This window comes from Microbacterium maritypicum, assembly GCF_008868125.1.
Classification (GTDB): domain Bacteria; phylum Actinomycetota; class Actinomycetes; order Actinomycetales; family Microbacteriaceae; genus Microbacterium; species Microbacterium maritypicum.
Genome location: NZ_WAAQ01000003.1, coordinates 331,473 through 351,159, shown reverse-complemented (window position 1 = coordinate 351,159; position 19,687 = coordinate 331,473). Strand labels below are relative to the sequence as shown.

21 protein-coding genes are annotated in these 19,687 nt (G+C 68.9%); 6 read left to right on the top strand and 15 right to left on the bottom strand.

Annotated elements, in window-relative coordinates:
- Positions 1-52 precede the first annotated feature (52 nt).
- From F6W70_RS17390 to F6W70_RS17380, 3 genes are all read left to right on the top strand, one after another.
- Positions 53-1,129: an ABC transporter substrate-binding protein gene (locus F6W70_RS17390; RefSeq protein ID WP_151487457.1), complete on the top strand. Its 1,077-nt coding sequence runs from the start codon at positions 53-55 to the stop codon at positions 1,127-1,129.
- Between the two features lie 104 nt (positions 1,130-1,233).
- Positions 1,234-1,503: a type II toxin-antitoxin system Phd/YefM family antitoxin gene (locus F6W70_RS17385; protein WP_055871358.1), complete on the top strand. Its 270-nt coding sequence runs from the start codon at positions 1,234-1,236 to the stop codon at positions 1,501-1,503.
- Positions 1,500-1,757 carry a type II toxin-antitoxin system RelE family toxin gene (locus tag F6W70_RS17380; protein ID WP_028501117.1) on the top strand — a complete coding sequence of 86 codons (258 nt, stop codon included), beginning with the start codon at positions 1,500-1,502 and terminating at the stop codon, positions 1,755-1,757. Before F6W70_RS17385 ends, F6W70_RS17380 begins: the two co-directional genes overlap by 4 nt.
- Here the strand turns inward: F6W70_RS17380 and F6W70_RS17375 are convergent.
- The 7 genes from F6W70_RS17375 to F6W70_RS17345 all read right to left on the bottom strand — a co-directional run bounded on the left by F6W70_RS17375 (position 1,748) and on the right by F6W70_RS17345 (position 8,143).
- The gene (locus F6W70_RS17375; RefSeq protein ID WP_151487456.1) at positions 1,748-2,191 is read right to left on the bottom strand and encodes an NUDIX domain-containing protein; all 444 of its coding nucleotides are present in this window, start codon (positions 2,189-2,191) and stop codon (positions 1,748-1,750) included. The two genes, F6W70_RS17380 and F6W70_RS17375, sit on opposite strands and share 10 nt — an antisense overlap.
- A 79-nt stretch (positions 2,192-2,270) precedes the next feature.
- On the bottom strand, positions 2,271-3,104 hold the full coding sequence (locus tag F6W70_RS17370; RefSeq protein WP_151487455.1) for an ABC transporter permease: 834 nt from the start codon (positions 3,102-3,104) through the stop codon (positions 2,271-2,273).
- Complete coding sequence (locus F6W70_RS17365) at positions 3,101-3,934, bottom strand: ABC transporter permease (RefSeq protein WP_055875232.1); 834 nt, start codon at positions 3,932-3,934, stop codon at positions 3,101-3,103. The genes F6W70_RS17370 and F6W70_RS17365 overlap by 4 nt, the downstream gene beginning before the upstream one ends.
- The gene (locus F6W70_RS17360; RefSeq protein ID WP_151487454.1) at positions 3,931-4,758 is read right to left on the bottom strand and encodes an ABC transporter ATP-binding protein; all 828 of its coding nucleotides are present in this window, start codon (positions 4,756-4,758) and stop codon (positions 3,931-3,933) included. Before F6W70_RS17360 ends, F6W70_RS17365 begins: the two co-directional genes overlap by 4 nt.
- A gap of 40 nt (positions 4,759-4,798) precedes the next feature.
- A complete protein-coding gene (locus F6W70_RS17355; RefSeq protein ID WP_055875239.1) occupies positions 4,799-5,773 on the bottom strand; it encodes an LLM class flavin-dependent oxidoreductase in 975 nt (324 codons plus the stop codon).
- A 1-nt stretch (position 5,774) separates the two neighbouring features.
- Entirely contained in the window at positions 5,775-7,181 is a 1,407-nt protein-coding gene (locus F6W70_RS17350; RefSeq protein WP_151487453.1) for a dihydroorotase, read from the bottom strand.
- Complete coding sequence (locus F6W70_RS17345) at positions 7,178-8,143, bottom strand: alpha/beta hydrolase (RefSeq protein WP_151487452.1); 966 nt, start codon at positions 8,141-8,143, stop codon at positions 7,178-7,180. The genes F6W70_RS17350 and F6W70_RS17345 overlap by 4 nt, the downstream gene beginning before the upstream one ends.
- A 232-nt stretch (positions 8,144-8,375) precedes the next feature.
- Here F6W70_RS17345 and F6W70_RS18025 point away from each other — a divergent pair, with 232 nt between their 5' ends.
- From F6W70_RS18025 to F6W70_RS17330, 3 genes are read left to right on the top strand one after another with little or no spacing between them, the layout of a single operon-like run.
- A complete protein-coding gene (locus F6W70_RS18025; protein WP_151487451.1) occupies positions 8,376-9,356 on the top strand; it encodes a putative F420-0 ABC transporter substrate-binding protein in 981 nt (326 codons plus the stop codon).
- Positions 9,353-10,423, top strand: coding sequence for a putative F420-0 ABC transporter permease subunit (locus F6W70_RS17335; RefSeq protein WP_373695320.1), 1,071 nt, complete (start codon positions 9,353-9,355; stop codon positions 10,421-10,423). The genes F6W70_RS18025 and F6W70_RS17335 overlap by 4 nt, the downstream gene beginning before the upstream one ends.
- Positions 10,420-11,229 (top strand): ABC transporter ATP-binding protein, encoded by an 810-nt coding sequence (locus F6W70_RS17330; RefSeq protein ID WP_151487449.1) that lies wholly within the window; start codon positions 10,420-10,422, stop codon positions 11,227-11,229. The genes F6W70_RS17335 and F6W70_RS17330 overlap by 4 nt, the downstream gene beginning before the upstream one ends.
- 22 nt (positions 11,230-11,251) lie before the next feature.
- On the opposite strand, the gene F6W70_RS17325 is transcribed toward F6W70_RS17330, so the two are convergent.
- The 8 genes from F6W70_RS17325 to F6W70_RS17290 form a co-directional block, all read right to left on the bottom strand.
- Positions 11,252-11,722: a hypothetical protein gene (locus F6W70_RS17325; protein ID WP_055875251.1), complete on the bottom strand. Its 471-nt coding sequence runs from the start codon at positions 11,720-11,722 to the stop codon at positions 11,252-11,254.
- 149 nt (positions 11,723-11,871) lie between these two features.
- The gene (gene cofD / locus F6W70_RS17320; protein ID WP_151487448.1) at positions 11,872-13,005 is read right to left on the bottom strand and encodes a 2-phospho-L-lactate transferase; all 1,134 of its coding nucleotides are present in this window, start codon (positions 13,003-13,005) and stop codon (positions 11,872-11,874) included.
- Positions 13,002-13,673 (bottom strand): 2-phospho-L-lactate guanylyltransferase, encoded by a 672-nt coding sequence (gene cofC / locus F6W70_RS17315; protein ID WP_151487447.1) that lies wholly within the window; start codon positions 13,671-13,673, stop codon positions 13,002-13,004. The genes cofD and cofC overlap by 4 nt, the downstream gene beginning before the upstream one ends.
- A gap of 10 nt (positions 13,674-13,683) precedes the next feature.
- A complete protein-coding gene (gene fgd, locus F6W70_RS17310) occupies positions 13,684-14,718 on the bottom strand; it encodes a glucose-6-phosphate dehydrogenase (coenzyme-F420) (protein ID WP_151487446.1) in 1,035 nt (344 codons plus the stop codon).
- A complete protein-coding gene (gene cofE / locus F6W70_RS17305) occupies positions 14,715-15,530 on the bottom strand; it encodes a coenzyme F420-0:L-glutamate ligase (RefSeq protein ID WP_151487445.1) in 816 nt (271 codons plus the stop codon). The genes fgd and cofE overlap by 4 nt, the downstream gene beginning before the upstream one ends.
- Positions 15,527-16,519, bottom strand: coding sequence for a TIGR03557 family F420-dependent LLM class oxidoreductase (locus F6W70_RS17300; protein WP_151487444.1), 993 nt, complete (start codon positions 16,517-16,519; stop codon positions 15,527-15,529). Before F6W70_RS17300 ends, cofE begins: the two co-directional genes overlap by 4 nt.
- A gap of 113 nt (positions 16,520-16,632) precedes the next feature.
- A complete protein-coding gene (locus tag F6W70_RS17295) occupies positions 16,633-18,495 on the bottom strand; it encodes an ABC transporter permease (RefSeq protein WP_151487443.1) in 1,863 nt (620 codons plus the stop codon).
- A 2-nt stretch (positions 18,496-18,497) separates the two neighbouring features.
- Positions 18,498-19,658 (bottom strand): ABC transporter substrate-binding protein, encoded by a 1,161-nt coding sequence (locus F6W70_RS17290; protein ID WP_151487442.1) that lies wholly within the window; start codon positions 19,656-19,658, stop codon positions 18,498-18,500.
- Between the last annotated feature and the right edge of the window lie 29 nt (positions 19,659-19,687).

Here is a 19,687-nt window from a genome sequence, read left to right as displayed (position 1 = left end):
GAGGCGCCCCACTCCACGGAGGAGTCGCACGCACTTGCCCGAATGGAGAGTCATGCGCACGACAAGAAACAGACTCGGCATCGCCGTGGTCGGGGGTGCTGCAGCACTGACGCTGCTCGCCGCCTGCGCCTCGTCGACACCGACACCGGAAGGACCCGTCGACCTCGGAGACGGCGAACCCGGAGCAGCGGAGGACACCAGCATCACGGTGGCCATCCCCTTCCCCGACATCACGATGTACTCGATGTTCGCCCTCGCGACCGACCTCGGCTACTACGAAGACGAGGGCCTCACCGTCGAGGTCATCACCGCCGACAACGTCACGGCTGCGGTCGCCAGCGGCAGCGCCGACATCGGCGTGGAGTCGACCGGTACCGTGATCGACGCCATCCGCGGCGGCGTCGAGATCGACCTGGTCTCCGGTCACTACTGCCGGCAGAACTTCGACTTCGCGGTGCAGTCCGACATCAAGAGCGTCGACGACCTCGACGGCACCTCGATCGTGCTGGCCGGCACCCCCGGCGACCCGGCCGAGTTCCAGCGGGCGCAGGTGCTGAAGGAAGAGGGCTGGGACGTCTCGTCGATCAACGCCGAGATCGTCTACCCGGGCCCGGGATCGGAGTCGTGGACGGAGTTCTTCGTCAACGACAAGATCACCCTGCAGCCGTTCTACGCCGACGACAGGGCCGCCCTCGAGGAGCACGGCGCGAACATCGTCGTGGAGTCGCTGCGCAACTGGGCCAACGACGTGCAGATCGCCGGCACGAAGTGGGCGCAGGAGAACCCGAACAGTCTGGTCCGGTTCCTGCGGGCCACGCTCAAGGGCACCGACTTCATGACCGCACCCGCGCCCGGCGAGTTCCCCGAGAACGCGGAGGAGGCGCTGGACATCTACGAGGCCAACGACTTCGACGTCGCGGAACTGCGGGGTTCGGACAGCGTCTGGATCCTCGACGGTCACCTCGCCTGCCCGAACCTGTACTTCGACGACGAGGCATGGGACACCACCATCGAGACGCAGAAGCTCGAACCGCTCGAGTTCGACGCAGAGCAGCTCGTCTACCTCCGCAAGGCGCAGGAGCTCCTGGGCCTCGACAACGAGGGACCGGCGACGCTGCCCTACCCGTGACCCGCTGAGCCACACGAGAGGCCCCACCGTTGCGCATGGCGGTGGGGCCTCTTCGTGTGCGGATGTACCAAACGATCAGTTTGATCGTTTGGTACCATAAGACCATGACTGATGTGCTGCCCGTCTCCGATGCCAAGCGTCAGCTCGGCGCGCTCGTCGATCGTGCCCACCTCACACACGAGCCCGTGTTCCTGTCCCGCCGTGGGCGTCGCGTCGTGGCCATCGTCGACGCGGATGAATTCGATCGACTTCGCGAGATCGCCGAGGACGCCGAGGACGCGGCCGCCGCCGTGGCAGCACGCCGCGAAGCTGCGGAAACCGAATCGCTCCCCGTGCCGTGGGAGGAAGTGAAGGCGGAACTGGGGCTCGTGTGAGCTATCGGATCGACATCGCTGCGCCGGCACAGCGGCAGTTGCGAAAGCTGGATCCGCAGGCCCGACGTCGCGTGCAGGCGGCGATCGAACTCCTGGCCGAAGAACCGCGACCGCCCGCGGCGAAGATGCTCGTCAACAGCGATGGTGCGTGGCGCGTCCGCGTGGGCGACTATCGGGTGATCTACGACATCGAGGACGATCGTCTGGTCGTGCTCGTTCTCGCCGCAGGGCATCGCCGCGAGATCTACCGCTGAGCGAAGAGCCCCATGACCCCGGCGGGATAGAGGGGCAGCACCTCGGCGGCGTCGTCGAAGCTGCGCCAGACGACGGGAACCACCGCCCCGTCGCTCTCCGTGAGCGTCGCGCCCTCCGCTGCGGGTTCCGGATCGAGGCGTCCGGTGTGCACGAAGACGATCTCGTGTCCGACGTCCCCGTCCAGGTGGAAGATGTTCTCCACCACCCCGAGGTAGCTCAGATCCTGGATCGTCGCCGACAGCTCCTCGCGCACCTCGCGCCGGACCGCATCGATGTGGGTCTCGCCGACCTCGACGCTGCCGCCGACGAGGCGGTGATATCCGCCCGGATTCTCCGCGGTCGCGGCATTGACGCTGACCGCATGCGCGGTCCCTTTCACGTTCGGCACGACAAGCATCGCCTTGACGCGGATATGACTTCGATCGATCGGCACCCCGCAACGCTATCCCTGCCCGTAGACCGGACCCGACCCCCGTCGCGCATGAGACGGGGGTCGGGAGTCGTGGGGCGGATCAGCCGACGATCTTGCGCTCGTCGTACCAGGGCGCGAGCCGTCGCCGGAGGATCGAGATGAGCAGCAGCGTGAGGTTGGCGATGATCACCATCACCACGACCATCGCGATGGCCTCGTCCATGCGGAACTGGTACGCGGCGAACTCGAGCAGGTGGCCGAGGCCGCCGGTGCCGCCGAGGAACTCGCCGAGCACCTCGCCCGTGAAGCCGAGGGCCGCACCTCGTTGGATGCCGGAGAGGCTGTAGGGCAGCGTGGCGGGGAAGATCACCTTCCATCCGAGGCCGATCCCCTTCGCGCCGTAGACCCTGGCGGCGTTGACGAGCGAGGGGTTGACGGTGACCGCGCCCTCCATCGTGTTGAGCAGGATCGGGAAGACGGCCAGCAGGATCACGAGTGCGATCTTCGACTCGCTGCCGAGTCCGAGCCCGAGGATGAACAGCGGCGCGAGCGCGACCTTGGGCGTCGAGTACAGCACCCACAGGAACGGCGCGACCATGAAGCGCAGCACCGGCGACCAGCCGACGGCGAGACCGACCACGACGCCGACGACGATCGCGATCGCGAGACCGATCAGCAGGTTGGTGACGCTGAACGCGAAGGCGCTCCAGAACTCGGGATCGACCATGAGCTGCCCGAACGCCACCGCCACCGCGCTGGGAGGCGGCAGGAACACGGCGGGCACCCAACCGAACCAGCTGACCACCGCCTCCCACAGCAGCAGCACGGCGGCGACCACACCGATCAGGAGCAGGGTCCACTTGCCCTCACCCGAGCGCACCACGCGCCGCGGCCGCACGATGCGCACGGTTCCGGTTGCCGAGACGACGCTCATCGCTTGCCCTTCCTCGTCCACGGCGCGACCCCGCGTTCGATGGCCGTGACCACCTGGGTCATGCCGACGCTCCACAGCACGACCACCGCGATCGCGGCGAACGCCTGGTCGGTCTGATAGGTGTTCGATGCACGGATGATGAGCGCTCCCATGCCGCTGGATGAGCCGGCGAGCTCGGCCACGACCATGCCGATCGTGGCGAGCACGACCGCCTGCCGCAGGCCCGCGAACAGGAACGGGATCGTCGACGGCAGGTACACCGAGCGGTACAGCCGCATCCGTCCGGCGCCGTAGACGCGGGCGGCGCGGATGATCGAGGGGTTCGTGGTGCGCATGCCGGCGGCGACGTTGAGCAGGATCGGGAAGATGGCGCTGATCGTCACGAGGAAGATCACCGGGCCGATCCCGAAGCCGAACCACGCCTTCGCGAGCGGCTGATAGGCGATCGACGGCGTCGCGTAGATCGTCCAGGCGATCGGTCCGATGACGCGGTCGACCGGAAGCGAGGACCCCATCAGCAGCCCGACCGGGATGCCGACGACCACGGCGAGCGCGAAGCCGGTCAGCCACGCCTGCACCGAGACACCGGCGTTGGCGGCGAGGGATCCGTTCGACACGATCTCGCCGAAGCCCTGCGCGATGGCGAGTGGCGGAGGGAGGAAGACCGGACTGATCCATCCGAGAACGCCCACCACCACCTGCCAGAGCACGAGGAGGATGACGACTTCGACCGCGATGACGGCCGCCTTGCCCCGAGGACTCAGGCCCGCGAGCCAGGCGGCGGCACCACCCCTGCCGAGGTTAGGCCCGGTGGCGAGGAGCGCGGTCATTTCGACACCGCTGCCGCCGTGGCCTCACCTTCCAGCGCCTCCCAGAGGTGGTCGCGGAGTTCGAGGAAGCGCGGGTCGTGCTGCACCGCGCGCTCCGAGCGCGGACGCGGGATGCCGGTGGTGATGATCTCCTTGATCGCGCCGGGGTGACTCTTGAAGACGACGATGCGGTCGCCCAGGAGGATGGCCTCCTCGATCGAGTGCGTGATGAAGAGGACGGTCTTGCCCGTCGCCTCGATGAGCTTCTCGATCTCGTCGCGCATCACCTCGCGGGTGAGGGCGTCGACGGCGCCGAGTGGCTCGTCCATCAGCAGGATGCGCGGCTCCGCCACGAACGCACGGGCGAGTCCGACGCGCTGCTGCATGCCGCCGGAGAGCTCTCGGGGGTACGACGACTCGAAGCCCTTGAGCCCCACCATCTCGATGGCTTCCTGCACCTTCGCGCGCCAGTCGGCGGTGCGCAGGCCCTTCTGCATCTCCAGCCCGAACTTCACGTTGTCGAACACGGTCCGCCACGGCAGCAGGGCGTAATCCTGGAAGACCACGGCCCGGTCGGGCCCAGGGCCGTGGACCTGCTTCCCATCGACGAGGACCGCCCCGGTGCTCGGCGCGACGAGGCCGGCGATGACGTTCATGAACGTCGTCTTTCCGCACCCCGACGGGCCGAGCACCGTAATGAACTCGCCTTCGAACACGTCGAGGTCGACGTTCTCGACGGCTATCAGCTTCTTTCCCGTCCGCGCGACGTCGTAGCTCACCGAGAGTCCGGTGACCGAGATCAGCGGATCCGCCGAGTCCCGTGCGGTGTCGTTCACGTCAGTCATCGTCGACCTCTCGTCTCATCGCCGCGCGTCGGTGCGCGGCTTATCGCAGCTTCGGAAGCACCTCGGTACCGAGGAGTTCGATCTGCTCGAAGAACCGATCGAACTTGAACCGGAAGTCGAACACCAGGTGCTCGGTGCCGACCTCCTCGAACCGCTTGATCTGCTCGACCGCCTCGTCGGGGCTGCCCACGATGAGCTGGCCCTCGAGGTCTTCGACGGTCTCGAAGCTGCCGGACGGCGGCTTCACCGCGAACTTGGCCTTGTTCGCCCAGGCGAGAAGGCCCGGGATGTTCACGTGCTTGAGCGCCTCTTCGCGGGTGTCCTCGATCGACGTGGGCGGGATCACGGCGATGGTCGGCATCGGGCGGCCGTTCTCATCCGTCATCTCACGCATGGTCTTGATGCGCTTCTCCATGGTGAGCAGGCCCGTGCGTCCGGGCATCCATCCGTCGGCGAACTCCGCCGCGAGACGGGCCGAGCGCGGGGTCGCGCCGCAGTACCAGAACGGGATGCGTCCACCCACGGGCTTCGGCTCGATCGTGACGTTGTCGAATTTGAAGATGCCGTCGTCGTAGGTGACGTCGTTCTCGGTGAACACCCGACGCAGGATCTCGGCGTTCGAGCGGACCATCTCCACCCGATCGAGGTCGCCCCAGCCGATCGCGTCGAACTCGTGGTCGAAGGTGCCGGCACCGAAGCCGAGGATCAGGCGCGGGCCGAGCAGCTGGGTCATCGTGCCGGCCATGAGGGCGGTGACGAGCGGGTGGCGGAACGGGATGAGCGATCCGGTGCCGAGTTCGATCTTGTCGGTGACGGCACCGATGGCGGTGAGGGTCGTCAGCGCGTCGTAGAACGTGCGGTTCGGCTTCTCCATCTCGCCGTGCGGTTCGAACACCAGGTGATCGCGCACCCAGACGGAGTCGAATCCGAAGCTCTCTGCGAGCTTCGACCCCTCCAGGAGCTTCTCCTTGCTCGCCTCCTCGCCGAAGTGCGGCAGCAGCAGTCCGAATTTCATGTCAGTTCCTCTCTGCGGCGAATGCCGCCCTGTCTTCCGCCGATGCGGCGAGCTTTCCGAATGTGCGGTCACCGACGACCTCGTCGCCGACGTAGACGTCGACGCCGCGCACGAGGGTGCGCTGGATGCGGGCGCTGATCGTGCGCCCGTCGTACGGGGTCCAGCCGATCTTCGACAGCACGCCGTCGTTCGTGATGGTCCACTCGTCGGCGAGGTCTGCGATGACGATGTCGGCATCCGCCCCGACCGTGAGGGAGCCCTTGACCCCCTCCAGGCCGAACTTGGCGGCGGGGATGTGAGCGACCATGTCGATCGCGCGCTGCAGGTCGAGCTCGCCCTTGTTCACGGCGTCGAGCATGAGCTCGTAGTAGTACTGGATGCCGGGGGTGCCGGTGTGTGAGCTCCACATCTGCGTCCACCCGACCTCCTTCTCCTCGCGCGTGTGCGGGGCGTGGTCGCTGGCGGCGATGTCGATCGTGCCGTCGCGCATGCCCTCCCAGACGGCGGCGCGGTTGTCGTCGGGCACCCAGTAGCTGAGCGCGTACGGGCCCAGCGTCTCGACGTCGTGCCAGGTCGACAGGAACGGCGCCCAGTGGTTGACCTCGCAGGTCACGTCGATGCCGTTCTGCTTCGCGCGACGCACGGCTTCGATCGAGCGCCGGGTCTGGATGTGCGCGATGTGCACCGGGCATCCGGAGGCCTCGGCGAGGCGCAGCACGACATCGATCGCCGTGTCCCAGATCACTCCCTCTCGGGCGGCGTAGGCGGAGGCGTAGCCCTCGGGGGTGTTCTCGCCCCGGGCGAGGTAGGCACCCTCGATGTAGTCCATGAGCGCCTGGTCGTGCGGGTGCACGATGAAGCGCTTGCCGGTCTGGGCGATGTGATCCATGATCTCGAGCAGGTGCCCGTGGTTGTGGATGCCCGTGCCGGAGGGGTGCGGGTAGTCACGGCCCGTGTCGACGACCATGTAGATCTTGTACGCCCGGATGCCCATCTCGCTCATGCCGGCGATCTGGTCGAACTTCGTCGGCGCCGGGTTGTGGTTCCAGTCGACGATCGACGATTCCTCGTACCGCTGGAACACGTCGGTCAGGGTCGCGACGTCGGTGGTCGGCGGCTTGAGGTTCGGCATCCCGAACATCGTGGTGACGCCGCCGGCCGCGGCCTGCACGCTCGTCGTGTAGATGTCGTCCTTGTGCTCGTAGCCCGGTTCGCGGGTGTGCACGTGCACGTCGACCATGCCGGGGAGCACGAGCTTGCCCGCGGCGTCGATCGTGCGCGCGGCGGTGATCTCGGTGCCCGCGGCCACGATACCGGCGACCTTGCCGTCGGCGACGAGCAGGTCGGCGACGACCGGACCTGCGGGGGTGACGACGGTGCCGCCGGTGATCTTCAGTTCCACGCTCATCGCGCGACCTCCTGCTTCTGAACGGATTCGGTGGTGAGGGACTCGCCGATCGCGGGCGACGGCGACGAACGGTGGACGAGATGCGCGGGGCGCACGTACCGGTCGAACCAGCCCACGATCACCGGGGTGGTCTGCTCCCAGTACGCGTCGTAGGCGGCGTAGTGGGTGGTGTGCCGCTGCATGATCAGCTGCTTCGGACCTCGCGCGGCCTCGTACAGCGCCTCGGCGTGATCGGTGGGCGTGGTCGCATCGCCCTCGACGCCGATCACGAGCAGCGGCGTTGTCAGACGAGCCGCCGCCTCGATGGGCCGGTAAGCGATGATGCCCTCGGCGCAGGCGAGCGGGACAGCGGTGGGGATGCGGTCATCGACGTCGGCCTTGATGGTCGTCGCTCGACGCTCGGCGGTGGGGATCATGATCTCCTCGCGCGGATGAACGATGCGCCCCTCCCCCGTGGCGACGCGCTGGCGGCGATCCTCCTCGAGCGACTTCTGGAAGTCGAGCCACTCGTACTCGCTGCGCATGCGGTGCAACCAGTCCTCGCCGTCGGCGACGGGCACCTGGCTGACGGCGGCCTTGATGCGCGGATCGGCGTCGGCGAGGAGCACTGCGTTCCCGCCTCCGGTGCCGCCGGTGCCGAAGACCCCGATCGCGTCGGCGATCACGTCGTCACGCGTGGTGAGGTAGGTCACGGCGTTCACCAGATCCTGCAGCTGCCAGGCCGGCGACAGGTAGCCGCGGTCACCCTCCGAGTCGCCGAAGCCGCGGTAGTCGATCACGAGCACGGCGAATCCGGCCTCGACGAGGGCTTCGTGATAGCGGACGTAGAGCTTGGCGTCCTTGAGCCCGAGCCAACCGGGACCCTGCACGATCGCGCGGTACGGACCCTCGTGATCGGGGGTGCGCCACACGGCGGAGATGCGCTGACCCTCGCTGAAGTACGAGACGGGTGTGGTCTGCATGGGTTCCTCTCGGCTGAACGCGGCGTCGCGATCGGCGATGTGCGCCGCTGCGGTGGGGCTTTCCCCATCTTCACCCATTTTGGATCCAGAATCCAGTATTGATTTGGATCCAGTATCCGCGATACCATGACCGCATCACGTCGGCCCGATTGGCCGACGCCGGTGGTCCCGACCTGGACTGCGAACGCGCTCTCTCTTGCGCCCTTCCCCTTCCTCGTCTTCCGGGAGAACCATGCCTGCCACCGCCCGCGCCCTCGGCGCCGCCCCCGTCCTCGCGCTCCTCCTCGCCGCCGGATTGAGCGGATGCGCCGGTGCGCCGGCAGCTCCCGCCGCTGCCGGCGATCCGAAACCCGTCGTGGTCGACAACTGCGGGACCGAGGTCTCGCTCGATTCCACGCCGCAACGAATCCTCACCGTCAAGTCATCGACCCTCGAGCTCGCGCTGGCCCTCGGGGCGGGAGATCGGATCATCGGCTCCGCCTTCTCCGACGGCCCCGTGCCGGACGACCTCGCAGCGAGCGCCGAAGACATCCCCGTCGTCTCCGACAAGGTGCCGTCGAAAGAGGCCGTGCTCGAGCTCGAACCCGATCTGGTGTTCGCCGGGTGGGAGTCGAACTTCTCGGTCGACGGCGCCGGCGAGCGCGCCGACCTGCACAAGCTCGGCATCACCACCTACGTCGCCCCCGCCGCCTGCAAAGCCGCCGGATACATGCCGGACCCGCTCACGTTCGACACCGTCTTCGATGGCTTCGCAGAAGCGGGCGAGCTGCTCGGCGAGGAAGAGGCGGCGGCCTCCCTGATCGCGCAGCAGCGCACGGAGCTCGCCGCGATCACTCCCGACGACCGCGGCCTCACGGCGTTGTGGTACTCGTCCGGCACCGACCAGCCCTTCGTGGGCGCAGGCATCGGTGCGCCCGAGATGATCATGTCTGCGGCCGGGCTCGAGAACGTGTTCGCCGACGTGCACGACACCTGGACATCGAGCTCCTGGGAGCTGATCGCCGAGGCTGACCCCGACGTGATCGTCCTGGTGGACGCCGCATGGAACACCGCCGCCTCCAAGATCGCGCTGCTCACCTCGAACCCCGTGACCGCGCAGCTCGACGCGGTGCGCAGCGAGCGGTTCGTGATCGTCGACTTCCCCGCGACCGAGGCCGGCATCCGCAACGTCGACGCCGTGCGGGCGATCGTGGCGCAGCTCGGAGAGCAGTGAGCGTCGCGGTTTCGCTGCGCACGGCGATCCCGGCCACCCCGGCATCCGCCCCTCGCCCGCGCCGCCGCACGGTCTCCGCGATCGCGGTGCTGCTGTTCGCCCTGGTCGGCAGCGTGGTCGCGGCGGTCGCGATCGGGCCGGCCGACATCACCCCGACCGAGCTCGTGGCGAGCGTGTGGTCGCACCTGACCGGGTCCGCCAGCGGGCTCACCCCCATCCGCGACGCGATCATCTGGGAGGGACGGGTGCCCCGCGTGCTCACGGCTGCCGCCGTCGGAGGCGGCCTGGCCCTGTGCGGCGCCGTGATGCAGGCTCTCACCCGCAACCCTCTCGCCGACCCCTACCTGCTCGGCCTGTCGTCGGGTGCGTCGACGGGCGCCGTGATCGTCATCGTGCTGGGGGCCGCGGTGGCGTTGCCGTTCGCGGCCTTCGCCGGTGCGCTGCTGGCCCTCGCGTTGACGCTCGGTCTCGCCCGCGCCGCCGGCTCCGCGGGCTCGACCGCGGTGGTGCTCGCGGGCCTCGCCGTGTCGGCCGTGCTGGCCGCCCTGACGAGCCTGGTGATCTTCTGGAGCGCGACGAACGACAGCTACCGCGAGATCCTCAGCTGGCTGCTGGGCTCGCTCGGCGGTGCGGGCTGGGCGGAAGCTGCTCTCGCCGGCGTTGCCGTGGCCGTGTGCGCCATCCCGCTGCTGGCTTCGGCGCGCCCCCTGGACAGTCTCGTGCTCGGCGACACCGCGGCCGAGGCACTGGGCGTTCCCGTCACCCGGGTGCGGGTGCTGCTGTTCGTGTGCACCGCACTGCTGACCGGAGCGCTCGTCGCGGTGAGCGGGTCGATCGGCTTCGTCGGGCTGATCCTCCCCCACGCCGTGCACGCGGCGGTCGGGGCCCGGCATCGCGCGCTGCTGCCGGTGTCGCTCCTCGCCGGTGCCGTGTTCCTCATCTGGGCCGACACCATCGCGCGCACGGTGTTCGAGCCGCGTGAGCTTCCGGTCGGGATCGTCACCGCTCTGATCGGCGGGCCGGTGTTCGCCGTGCTGATGCTGCGCATGCGGAAGAGCCGCCCATGACCGCCGTGCGCGAGGACGGACTCGACGCCCGCCGCATCCGTTTCGGACATGGCGGTCGGATCCTGTTCGACGACATGCACATCACCGCTCCCGGCGGTTCGGTGACAGCCCTGCTCGGTCCCAACGGCTCGGGCAAGAGCACGATGCTCCGCCTGATCGCCGGCACCCTGCGCGGCGAGGTCGAGACCCTCGCGCTCGACGGCGACTCCCTGACGGTGATGCGTCGCCGTGAGCGCGCTCAGCGCGTGGCCCTCGTGGAGCAGGAGTGGTCGGCCGCCGAGGGCATGACCGGACGCGACATCGTGGGGCTCGGCCTGCTCCCGCACCGCGGGTGGCTGTCGTTCGACGGCGCGGAGGCGGACGCCGCGGCCACCGAGGCGGCGATGCTCCGCGCCGGTGCACTCGAGTTCGCGGATCGTGATGCGGCGACCCTGTCCGGCGGTGAGCGCCAGAGGGTGAACCTCGCGCGGGCCCTGGCCCAGAGGCCGACCTTGCTGCTGTGCGACGAACCGACGAACCACCTCGACATCCGGGCGCAGCTGGACGCCCTCGCGCTTCTCGACCTCCTCGCGCGCGACGGCATGACGGTGCTGGCCGCGCTCCACGACCTCAACCACGCCGCGGCCTTTGCCGACCGGGTCGTGGTGATCGCCGACGGCCACGTGCAGGCCGCAGGTTCCCCGCAGAGCGTGCTGACGCGCGAGCTCATCGCCCGCGTCTGGCGCGTCGACGCCGAGGTGCTGTCACGCCCTGGCAGCGACCGCCCGCTGATCGTGTTCGACGCGGAGCACGCACTCGCACGCTGATCGGAACCGTATGGCCGCAGCCTCAGCCGGCCTCGGCGGAGGCGAACTGCGGGACCACGACGAATGAGCCCAGTCGGTGCGCGAGTGCTTCCGCCTCGGCCTCCTGATCCGCCTGCTGATCCGCCTCCTGCGGAGAATCGGCGAACGCGGCGGATCCGGCACCCCCGCCCACTCCCGCCAGAACACAGGCCTGCGCGGGCTTTCGAAGCTGGTCGAAAGTCATGGGCAGGCTCTCGCAACGCGCATGTCCGCACAGCAGATGCGCGAGCTCGTGGATCACCACGTGCAGGCGGAACCACTGAGGATCGGCCCGGCGGACCGGGATCCTCGCCCGGTCACCGTCGAGGAGAACGAAGCGCGGGACCGCGTGCCATTCCTCCTCGTTCAGCACCTCGACCTCGATGTCCAGCCTCAGCAGGGCGGACGCTCGTTCCAGGATGCACTGCACACTCGTGCCGCACTCGACCTCCAGCTCTTCGAAGAGTCGATCCACTCGACTTCGACCACTCACGATTCCCTCACCCCTCGCAAAGCCCGGCCCCCTTTCGGCCGGACAACCCTCACAGTGAAGAGACGAAGGTGAGGGCCCAGTCATTACGCCGAAACTCTGAGAACTTTCGGCCAGTCTTTTCGCGCCTCGGACTACGACTTTTGGGTCAGATCGTGCACAGCGAGGCCGTTCGAGGCCGAATCGACCGCGAACGGGGCAGTCGTGGCCGAGTCGAGCGCTGCCGAGTCGTACGCTGCGGAGTCGAGCGTTGCCGAGTCGAGCATTGCCGAGTCGAACGCTGCGGCGGCGAGAGCGACGGCACCGTCGAGGTCGCGCATCCACAGGGGATGCACCGGCGCACGCAGCCCGGTCGACTCGACACCGTCGGCGAGAGATGCGTCCTCCTCGGCGAGGAGCCAGGTGTCGAGCAGTCCGCCCCCCGCGCGCGCACCGTAGTGGCGTCCCACCGCATCCGCGGTCGCGGCAAGACCGACGGCCGCGAGGCAGGCATCGGCCATGCCGCGCACCGGAGCACCGGCGATGATCGGCGATACCCCGACCACGGCGGCGGAAGCGGTGCGGACGGCATCGGCGATGCCGGGAACGGCGAGGATCGGCCCGAGCGAGACCACCGGATTCGAGGGGGCGAACAGGATGACGTCCGCCGCGGCCAGCGCCTCGCGCACACCGGGTGCCGGTTCGGCATGCGCGATGCCCGGCCAGTCGAACCCGTGCGCGGGAAGGGCAGCCCGATGCCGGGTCCACCACTCCTGGAAGTGCATCCGCCCCTGGTCGGTGGTGACGTGGGTGTCGACCTCCGCATCCGTCATGGGCAGCAGCCGCACCCCGAGCGACCACCGGGACGCGAGGCGGTCGACCACCTCGGTCACCGTGGCGCCATCGCGAAGCCAGCCCGTGCGGGCGATGTGCGCACCGAGGTCGAGGTCGCCGAGCGTGAACCACGGCCAGCCGGCGCCCCACGCGTGCAGCTCGACGGCGACGCGTTCGCTCTCCCCCGCCCTGCCCCAGCCACGTTCGGTGTCGTTGATGCCGGCGAGCGCGTAGATCATCGAGTCGACGTCGGGTTGCAGCCGCAGGCCGCTGAGCCACAGGTCGTCGCCGGTGTTGACTATCACGGTGATCTCGGCGCACGTCCCTCCCGCCGTGTCGGCCCACCGTCGCCGTGCGGTCTCGCGCACCCCGACCACGAACTTCGACCCGCCGACGCCGCCGGCGAGCACGACGATGCGCGGGGCGCGGGCGGTGTCGGCGGAGACGCCGGTCATGAGGCGAGCACCAGCGGTCGGTCCACGAGCGCCGCCGTGCGCGGGCCCAGGCCGGCACGGCGGGCGGCTCGGAGATGCTCGGCGTGATCGAGGTCGCGTCGGAGGCCGCTCAACACGGGGAACCCGACTTCGGTGAACCCGGCCGCACGATGCGCGGAGGCCGAATCGGCACCGAAGCAGGGAGTGAGGTCGAAGCCCGCCCGCGCCGTGGCGAGCACGGTGCCGGTTCCTTCGGCATCGGGGACGAACGCGCGAGAGTGGGACGAGGCGAATGCGAGCGCCCTGGCCAGTTCGTCCGGACGCAGCGCCGGCAGGTCGCCGAGCATCACGGCACGCGGGCGCATGTCGGGTGCCGCGTTCACGCCGAGCCCGATCGCCGCGGTCAGCCCTTCGCCGCGGTCGCGCACCAGGCGCACCCGCGGCAGGAGGCGCAGAGAGGTAGCCGTGACCTCGTCGCTCGTGACGACGATGACCTCGGCGACGCGCTCGCACGCCGCGGCGGCTTCGACCGTGTCGAGCGCGATCGCCCGGGCGAGCGGTTCGCGATCGACGCCGGGGATCCGCAGCCGCGACTTGCCGATCTCGGCGCGCTTGACCGGGATCACCACGACCCACTCGCGCGCGGGCGCTCCCGGTAGCGGCACCCCGATTCCCGAACCGCGGATCATGTCACCCTCGTCAGCCGCGAAGCCCGGCGGCGGTGTCGCGCAGCCGCGGCGCGATGTCGCGCTCGAAGAGCTGCAGGAACCGGCGCTGGTCGTGGCCCGGCGCATGGAAGACGAGGTGGTTGAAGCCCCAGTCGATGTACTGCTGAATCTCGGCGGCCACGGCATCCGGGTCGTTCCCGACGATCCAGCGCTTCGCGATCGTCTCCAGCGGCAGCGCGTCGGCGGCCTTCTCCATCTCGACCGGGTCGGTGATGTCGTGCTTCTGCTCCTTCGACAGCGACAGCGGAGACCAGAAGCGGGTGTTCTCCAGCGCCGCCTCGCGGGTCTCCTCGTACGACAGCTTGATCTCGATCATCCGGTCGTAGGTGTCGAACGAGCGCTCGGATTGCTCAAGCCCCTCCTTCACCGCGGGCAGCAGCTGGTCGACGTAGAGCTCCTGGCCCTTCCCCGACGTGCAGATGAAACCGTCGCCCGCACGGCCGGCGTAGCGCGCCACCATCGGTCCGCCCGCGGCGATGTAGATGGGGATGCCGCCCTCGGGCCGGTCGTAGATCGAAGCGTCGTGCGTCGAATAGTACTCGCCGTCGAAGTTCACCCGGTCGCCCGACCACAGCGCCCGCATCAGCCGCACCGATTCGCGCAGCCGCGCATAGCGCTCCTTGAACTCCGGCCATTCCTGCTCCCCCGCGCCCTGGAATCCGGTGGCGATCTCGTTCAGCGCCTCACCCGAGCCGACGCCGAGGATGATGCGGTCCTGGTACAGGCAGCCCAGGCTCGCGAACGCCTGCGCGAGAACGGCCGGGTTGTAGCGGAAGGTCGGGGTGAGCACCGAGGTACCGATGCGGATGCTCGACGTGCGCTCTCCGACCGCCGCCATCCAGGTGAGCGAGAACGGCGCATGCCCGCCGGTGTGCCGCCAGGGCTGGAAGTGGTCGCTCGCGAACACGGACTGCATGCCGTGCGCCTCTGCCGCGACCGAGATCTCGACGAGCTCCCGCGGGTCGAACTGCTCCGCGCTGGCCTTGTATCCGAGGGTCAGTGTCATGTCGCATCCTTCTGTTCGGGTTCCTGCTGTTCGTGTGCGCGGAGGTCCGCCAGTGCTGCGGCGTGTCCGTCGCGGTATCCCTGATCGAGCGCTTCGGCGGTGCCCAGCCAGAAGAGGTCCCGCTCCGAGCCGCGCACGATGCTCGACGCACCGGGGAGGGTGAGGGGTCCGACGAGATCGGCGCGCCCGCGCACCACGGCGACCGGATTGCCGCTGGCCTTGCCCTTGACGAGGTCTGCGGCGGCGGCGAGCTCGTCGGCGACGCAGGGGGTCGTGACGCTGAGCACCTTGCCCGCCTGGTCGGTGGTGCCGCGGAGGTCGGCGATCATGCGCACTCCCCCACCGCCGATCGCCACATCGGTCTGTCCTTCGCGCCAGGGACGGCCGAGGGTGTCGCTGAGGATCACACCCACCTCGGCACCCGTCGCCGCGCGCAGCCCCGCGGCGAGCGCACGGGCCGAACCGTCGGGGTCTTCGGGCAGCAGCAGCACCCAGCCGTCGGGGGTGTTGCTGGCGTCGACGCCCGCAGCCGCGGCGACCATGCCGAGGCGGTTCTCGACGATGCGCATGGTGTGCCCGTCGAACGTGCGGGAGGCGACGAGGCGCACGGTCTCGGCGGTGATCGCCTCCTCGCGGTCGGTGGCCTGCACGTAGCGACCCTCGGCCTTGGAGACGATCTTCGAGGTGACGACGAGGATGTCGCCGTGGGCGAGCTCGACGCCGGTCGCGAGGATCAGGGCCACGAGGTCGTCGCCCGGCTGCACCTCGCCCATGCCGGCGAGAGCGAAGACGGTGATCGCGGGGGCGCTCATGCGTGCACCTTCGGCAGCACGTCGCGGCCGAAGACCTCGACGAACTCCCGCTGGTCGGGCCCGACGTTGTGCAGGTAGATGCGGGTGAAGCCGAGGTCGGCGTAGCGCTGGATCTGCGCGCGGTGCACGTCGGGGTCGGCGGAGACGAGCATCGACGCGCGCATGTCGTCGGCCGTCACTCCGCGCACGAGCTGCTCGAAGTCGTAGGGCGAGCGCACGTCGCCGCGGCGCATCCGGAGTCCGGCGATCGGCCATTCGGTGAGCGCGTTCGCGAGGGCCTGCTCCTCGGTCGGCGCCCAGGAGAGGCGCAGCTGGAGCACCTTCGGGAGAGCGTCGGGGTCATGGCCCGCCTCCCGTGCTCCTTCGGCGAACCGGGCGAGCAGCGGGTCCAGGCGCTCCACCTCGGCCGACGTCGTGATCAGGCCGTCGGCGTTCCGGCCGGCGCGACGTGCGGTGGCTGGGCCCGCGGTGGCGACGTAGACCGGCGGCGCGGTGGGCGGCATCGTCCAGAGCCGGGTCGACTCCATCCGGAAGTGCTCGCCGCGGTGCCGGGTGTCGCGACCGGCGAGCGAGGCGGTGAAGAGCTTGCGGATCAGGTCGACGGCTTCGAACATGCGGTCGATGCGCTCGGCGGGTTCGGGCCAGTAGTCGCCGACGATGTGCTCGTTCAGTGCCTCTCCCGATCCGACGCCGAGCCAGGCCCGCCCCGGGTAGAGCGTCGCCAGGGTCGCCGCGGCCTGCGCGACGACGGCCGGATGCGTGCGGAATCCCGGCGTCGTGACTCCGGGGCCGAGGTCGCCGGTGGTGTGCGCGCCGATCGCGCCGAGCATGGTCCACACGTGCGCGGCGTTGCGGTGGCGGGGAAGCCAGGGCTGGAAGTGGTCGGTGGCCATGATCCCGCGGAACCCGTGGGCCTCGGCGAGGACGCAGTTCTCGATCACGGCGGTCGGCTCGATCTGCTCGAGCATCGCGGCGTACCCGATGTGCATGTCGGCCTCCTCACCTCTGCTGTTCCTATTGAATGGATACTGGATCCAAAAGTCAAGAGCGTCGCGGAGACGTGCCTTCGCGCCCGGTACGGGGCGCGAGGGCGCGACGCCGCTCAGCGCTTCTGCCGCTGCACCGCCAGGGTCACCGTCGCCGATTCTCCTGCCGGGACCGGAGGCGCGGCGAGGTCAGGGAGCCCCGCGGCGACGGGCTTGCGGGCCCGACCGATCGCTCGGCGAGAGAGCGCCCACTGCAGGCCGTAGCCGATCGCGAACACCATCAGCGTGAAGATCAGCGCCATCGCCGCTCCCTGATCCGGCGCATAGAGCTGCGCGGAGCGCGGGTTGATCATGGCGTAGATGTACATCGACAGCGGCCGCGACGACGGGGTCGCCAGGAACGCCGGGAGGGTGAACTCGTTGGTGCCCAGGATGAACATCTGGATCCACACGGCCATCACGGTGGGCATCAGCAGCGGCGCGATGATGCGGCGGAACCCCTCGAAGCGGCTCGCTCCACTGGTGAGGGCGGCCTCTTCCAGCTCGGGCCGGATCTGCAGCGTCGCACTGTACGACGAGCGGTACGCGATCGACACCCGGTAGGAGTAGGCGATCACGAGAGCGAGCAGCGTGCCCGCGATCGGGATGTAGGGGTTGATCACCATGAAGGTGAGGAACATCGCGAAGCCGGCGATGGTCGCGGGGATCGCGACCGACGACGAGGCGAACAGGTCCATGGCCTTCACCCACCCGGTCTTCTTGCTGCGGGCGATGCCATAGGCGAGCACGGTGGCGAACACCACCGCGATCGTGGCACTGCCGCCCGCGATGATGACCGTGCGTCCGAGCGACACCCAGAACTCCGGGTCGGCGAGCACCATGCCGAAGGCGCCGAAGTCGGTGCTGCCCAGCATCGCATCGATCGAGAATGCCACAGGGTACGGGGTGATCGCCGCCCACAGCAGGGCCAGCAGCGGGAGGATGCCGGTGAGCAGCACGAACACGGCGACCAGCAGCATGACCGGGATCTTCCACGGCCCCATGCGCATGGTCGACGGCCGGAAGCCCTTGCCCGACACCGACGCCCTTCGCTCGGCGTTGCGCGTGGCCCGCAGATAGATCGCGAAGGCGATGGTCGTGATCACGAGGAACACCAGTCCCCACGCGGCGGCCAGACCGTACTGGGGCAGTTCGCCCGCGTTGGAGCTGATGAGCGTCCAGAGTTTGAGGGCGAAGATGTCGCGCCCCGACTCCTGGCCGAACAGCAATGGCACCTCGAGGCTGCCGAGGCCCAGGATGAAGGTGAGCACGGTGACGCCGAGAAGGCCCGGCCAGAGCATCGGCAGCGTCACCCGACGCAGGGTCTGCGGCCAGGAGGCCCCGGACACCCGCGCCGACTCCTCGAGCGAGCCGTCCATGTTCGTCAGGATGGGAACGATCATCAGGTACGGGAACGTGACGTTCGTGAGCGCCTGGATGAAGATCATGGTCGGGAACGCGTAGGGATCGATCGGCACGTCGCTCGCGAAGGGCAGCAGTCGCAGCATCTGGTTGAGCACGCCCGACTCGGGCGACAGCATCAGCAGGTAGGCCTGCGCCTTCACGATCGGCGGGATGATGTAGGGCACGATCACCAGCACAGAGATGAGGCGACGCCACGGGGCATCCGTGCGCACCGTGATCCAGGCGAGGCCGAACGCCATCAGGAGCGTGAGCAGCGTGGAGCCGCCCACGAAGGCACCGGTTGCGCCGAGCACGCCCCAGAAGTCCTCGCGCAACTGCCACAGGGTGACGAAGTTCTCGACACCCCATTTCGCCGACGAGACGCCGAAGGGCAGGAACGGACCACGGAACGCGGTGATCACCTGAACGATCAGCGGTACCGCGAGAAGGATGAAGATGACCGCGCCCGAGACGATCATCGCGATCGTCATCGTGGTGGGGCGCTTTCGCCCCGTGGTCCGTCCTGCCTTGAACATCGTTATCCGTTCAGCGCCTTGTCGGCGGCGTTGATCATGGCCTGCCAGTCGTCACGAGTGGCCTGCGTCTCGGTCTCGGCGCCGTTCTCGAGGCCGAGCAGCAGTGCGTCGGAGTTCGTCTTCATGAGCCCGGTGGACTCGGCGAACGTCGCGGCGGGGAGACCGGCGAACGGCACCTGGGTGCTGGCGAAGCGCTCGTCCGTCATACGGAGCGTGATCCAGTCGGGGTCGAACGCGTTCCACAGGGTCCACAGCGCCGCACCCGGCTTGTTCTTCGCGTCGGAGTTGACGCCGGAGAACTGCGCCCAGACCCCCGCGTGCTCGAACGGCGAGACCTGCAGCGCGGGGTTCGGGTTGAACAGCGTCTGGTTCAGCGCGATCGGCACGTCCCCACTCGACAGCGGAGCCCCCTGGTCCTCCAGCAGCTTCAGGTTGCCCGACGACATGAGGTCACCGATCAACGAGACCATCTTGTCTTCGCCCTCGGCCATGCCGTACCCGGCGAAGACCACCGCGTTGTAGCCGGCGACCGACACCTTGTCCTTGTACTCGGGGGCGAGCAGCCCGTCGAGAGTCTCGGGGACGGTGGTCACCTTGTCGGTGTTGTACTGGATCAGGGTGCCGTTGATGCTGTCGGGCATGAGCTCGGGGGCGCCGACGGTGAGGTACTCCTCCGGCACGCCGAAGCTCGCCCAGTCGACCTTCTCCCAGAAGCCCTCGTCGTACATCGCCGCCATCGAGGTGATCGAGCCGGACACCACGTCGGTATTGCGCGAGCCCGTGGCTTTGGCCGAGATGATCGCCGACGACAGGTTGTAGGTCAGACCCCTGGTCTCGACCTTGATGTCGGGGAAGCGCTTGTTGAACTGCTCGATCACGTCGGGCGACAGCTCGTACCAGTCCCAGATGACCAGGGTGCCGCCGTCGGCCTTCTTCGCCTCTTCGTAGAGGGCGTCGAGCTGCTTGTCGATCTCGGGCCAGTAGTCGTCGTAGAAGTTCTCGCAGCGGGTGATCGCCCCGATCTCGACCGCGTCGCAGGCGGCCGAGGCGGCGTCGCCCTCGAGTGCGCTGTCACCTCCGGCGGCCTCGCTCTGTGTGCCGCATCCGGTCAGGGCGAGCGCGAAGACCGCCGTGACGGCGACTGCTCCCAGTGTTCTCTTCATGATCTGAATGTCCTCTCTGACATCAGGTG

Bases quoted from the DNA above. Each gene is read 5' to 3' on its own strand.
- cofE (WP_151487445.1), bottom strand. From the start codon at position 15,530: ATGAGCGCCCCCGCGATCACCGTCTTCGCTCTCGCCGGCATGGGCGAG.
- cofC (WP_151487447.1), bottom strand. From the start codon at position 13,673: ATGATCCGCGGTTCGGGAATCGGGGTGCCGCTACCGGGAGCGCCCGCG.
- F6W70_RS17390 (WP_151487457.1), top strand. From the start codon at position 53: ATGCGCACGACAAGAAACAGACTCGGCATCGCCGTGGTCGGGGGTGCT.
- F6W70_RS17365 (WP_055875232.1), bottom strand. From the start codon at position 3,934: ATGACCGCGCTCCTCGCCACCGGGCCTAACCTCGGCAGGGGTGGTGCC.
- F6W70_RS17360 (WP_151487454.1), bottom strand. From the start codon at position 4,758: ATGACTGACGTGAACGACACCGCACGGGACTCGGCGGATCCGCTGATC.
- F6W70_RS17330 (WP_151487449.1), top strand. From the start codon at position 10,420: ATGACCGCCGTGCGCGAGGACGGACTCGACGCCCGCCGCATCCGTTTC.
- F6W70_RS17385 (WP_055871358.1), top strand. From the start codon at position 1,234: ATGACTGATGTGCTGCCCGTCTCCGATGCCAAGCGTCAGCTCGGCGCG.
- F6W70_RS17370 (WP_151487455.1), bottom strand. From the start codon at position 3,104: ATGAGCGTCGTCTCGGCAACCGGAACCGTGCGCATCGTGCGGCCGCGG.
- F6W70_RS17355 (WP_055875239.1), bottom strand. From the start codon at position 5,773: ATGAAATTCGGACTGCTGCTGCCGCACTTCGGCGAGGAGGCGAGCAAG.
- F6W70_RS17300 (WP_151487444.1), bottom strand. From the start codon at position 16,519: ATGCACATCGGGTACGCCGCGATGCTCGAGCAGATCGAGCCGACCGCC.
- F6W70_RS17345 (WP_151487452.1), bottom strand. From the start codon at position 8,143: ATGCAGACCACACCCGTCTCGTACTTCAGCGAGGGTCAGCGCATCTCC.
- cofD (WP_151487448.1), bottom strand. From the start codon at position 13,005: ATGACCGGCGTCTCCGCCGACACCGCCCGCGCCCCGCGCATCGTCGTG.
- F6W70_RS17350 (WP_151487453.1), bottom strand. From the start codon at position 7,181: ATGAGCGTGGAACTGAAGATCACCGGCGGCACCGTCGTCACCCCCGCA.
- F6W70_RS18025 (WP_151487451.1), top strand. From the start codon at position 8,376: ATGCCTGCCACCGCCCGCGCCCTCGGCGCCGCCCCCGTCCTCGCGCTC.
- F6W70_RS17295 (WP_151487443.1), bottom strand. From the start codon at position 18,495: ATGTTCAAGGCAGGACGGACCACGGGGCGAAAGCGCCCCACCACGATG.
- fgd (WP_151487446.1), bottom strand. From the start codon at position 14,718: ATGACACTGACCCTCGGATACAAGGCCAGCGCGGAGCAGTTCGACCCG.
- F6W70_RS17290 (WP_151487442.1), bottom strand. From the start codon at position 19,658: ATGAAGAGAACACTGGGAGCAGTCGCCGTCACGGCGGTCTTCGCGCTC.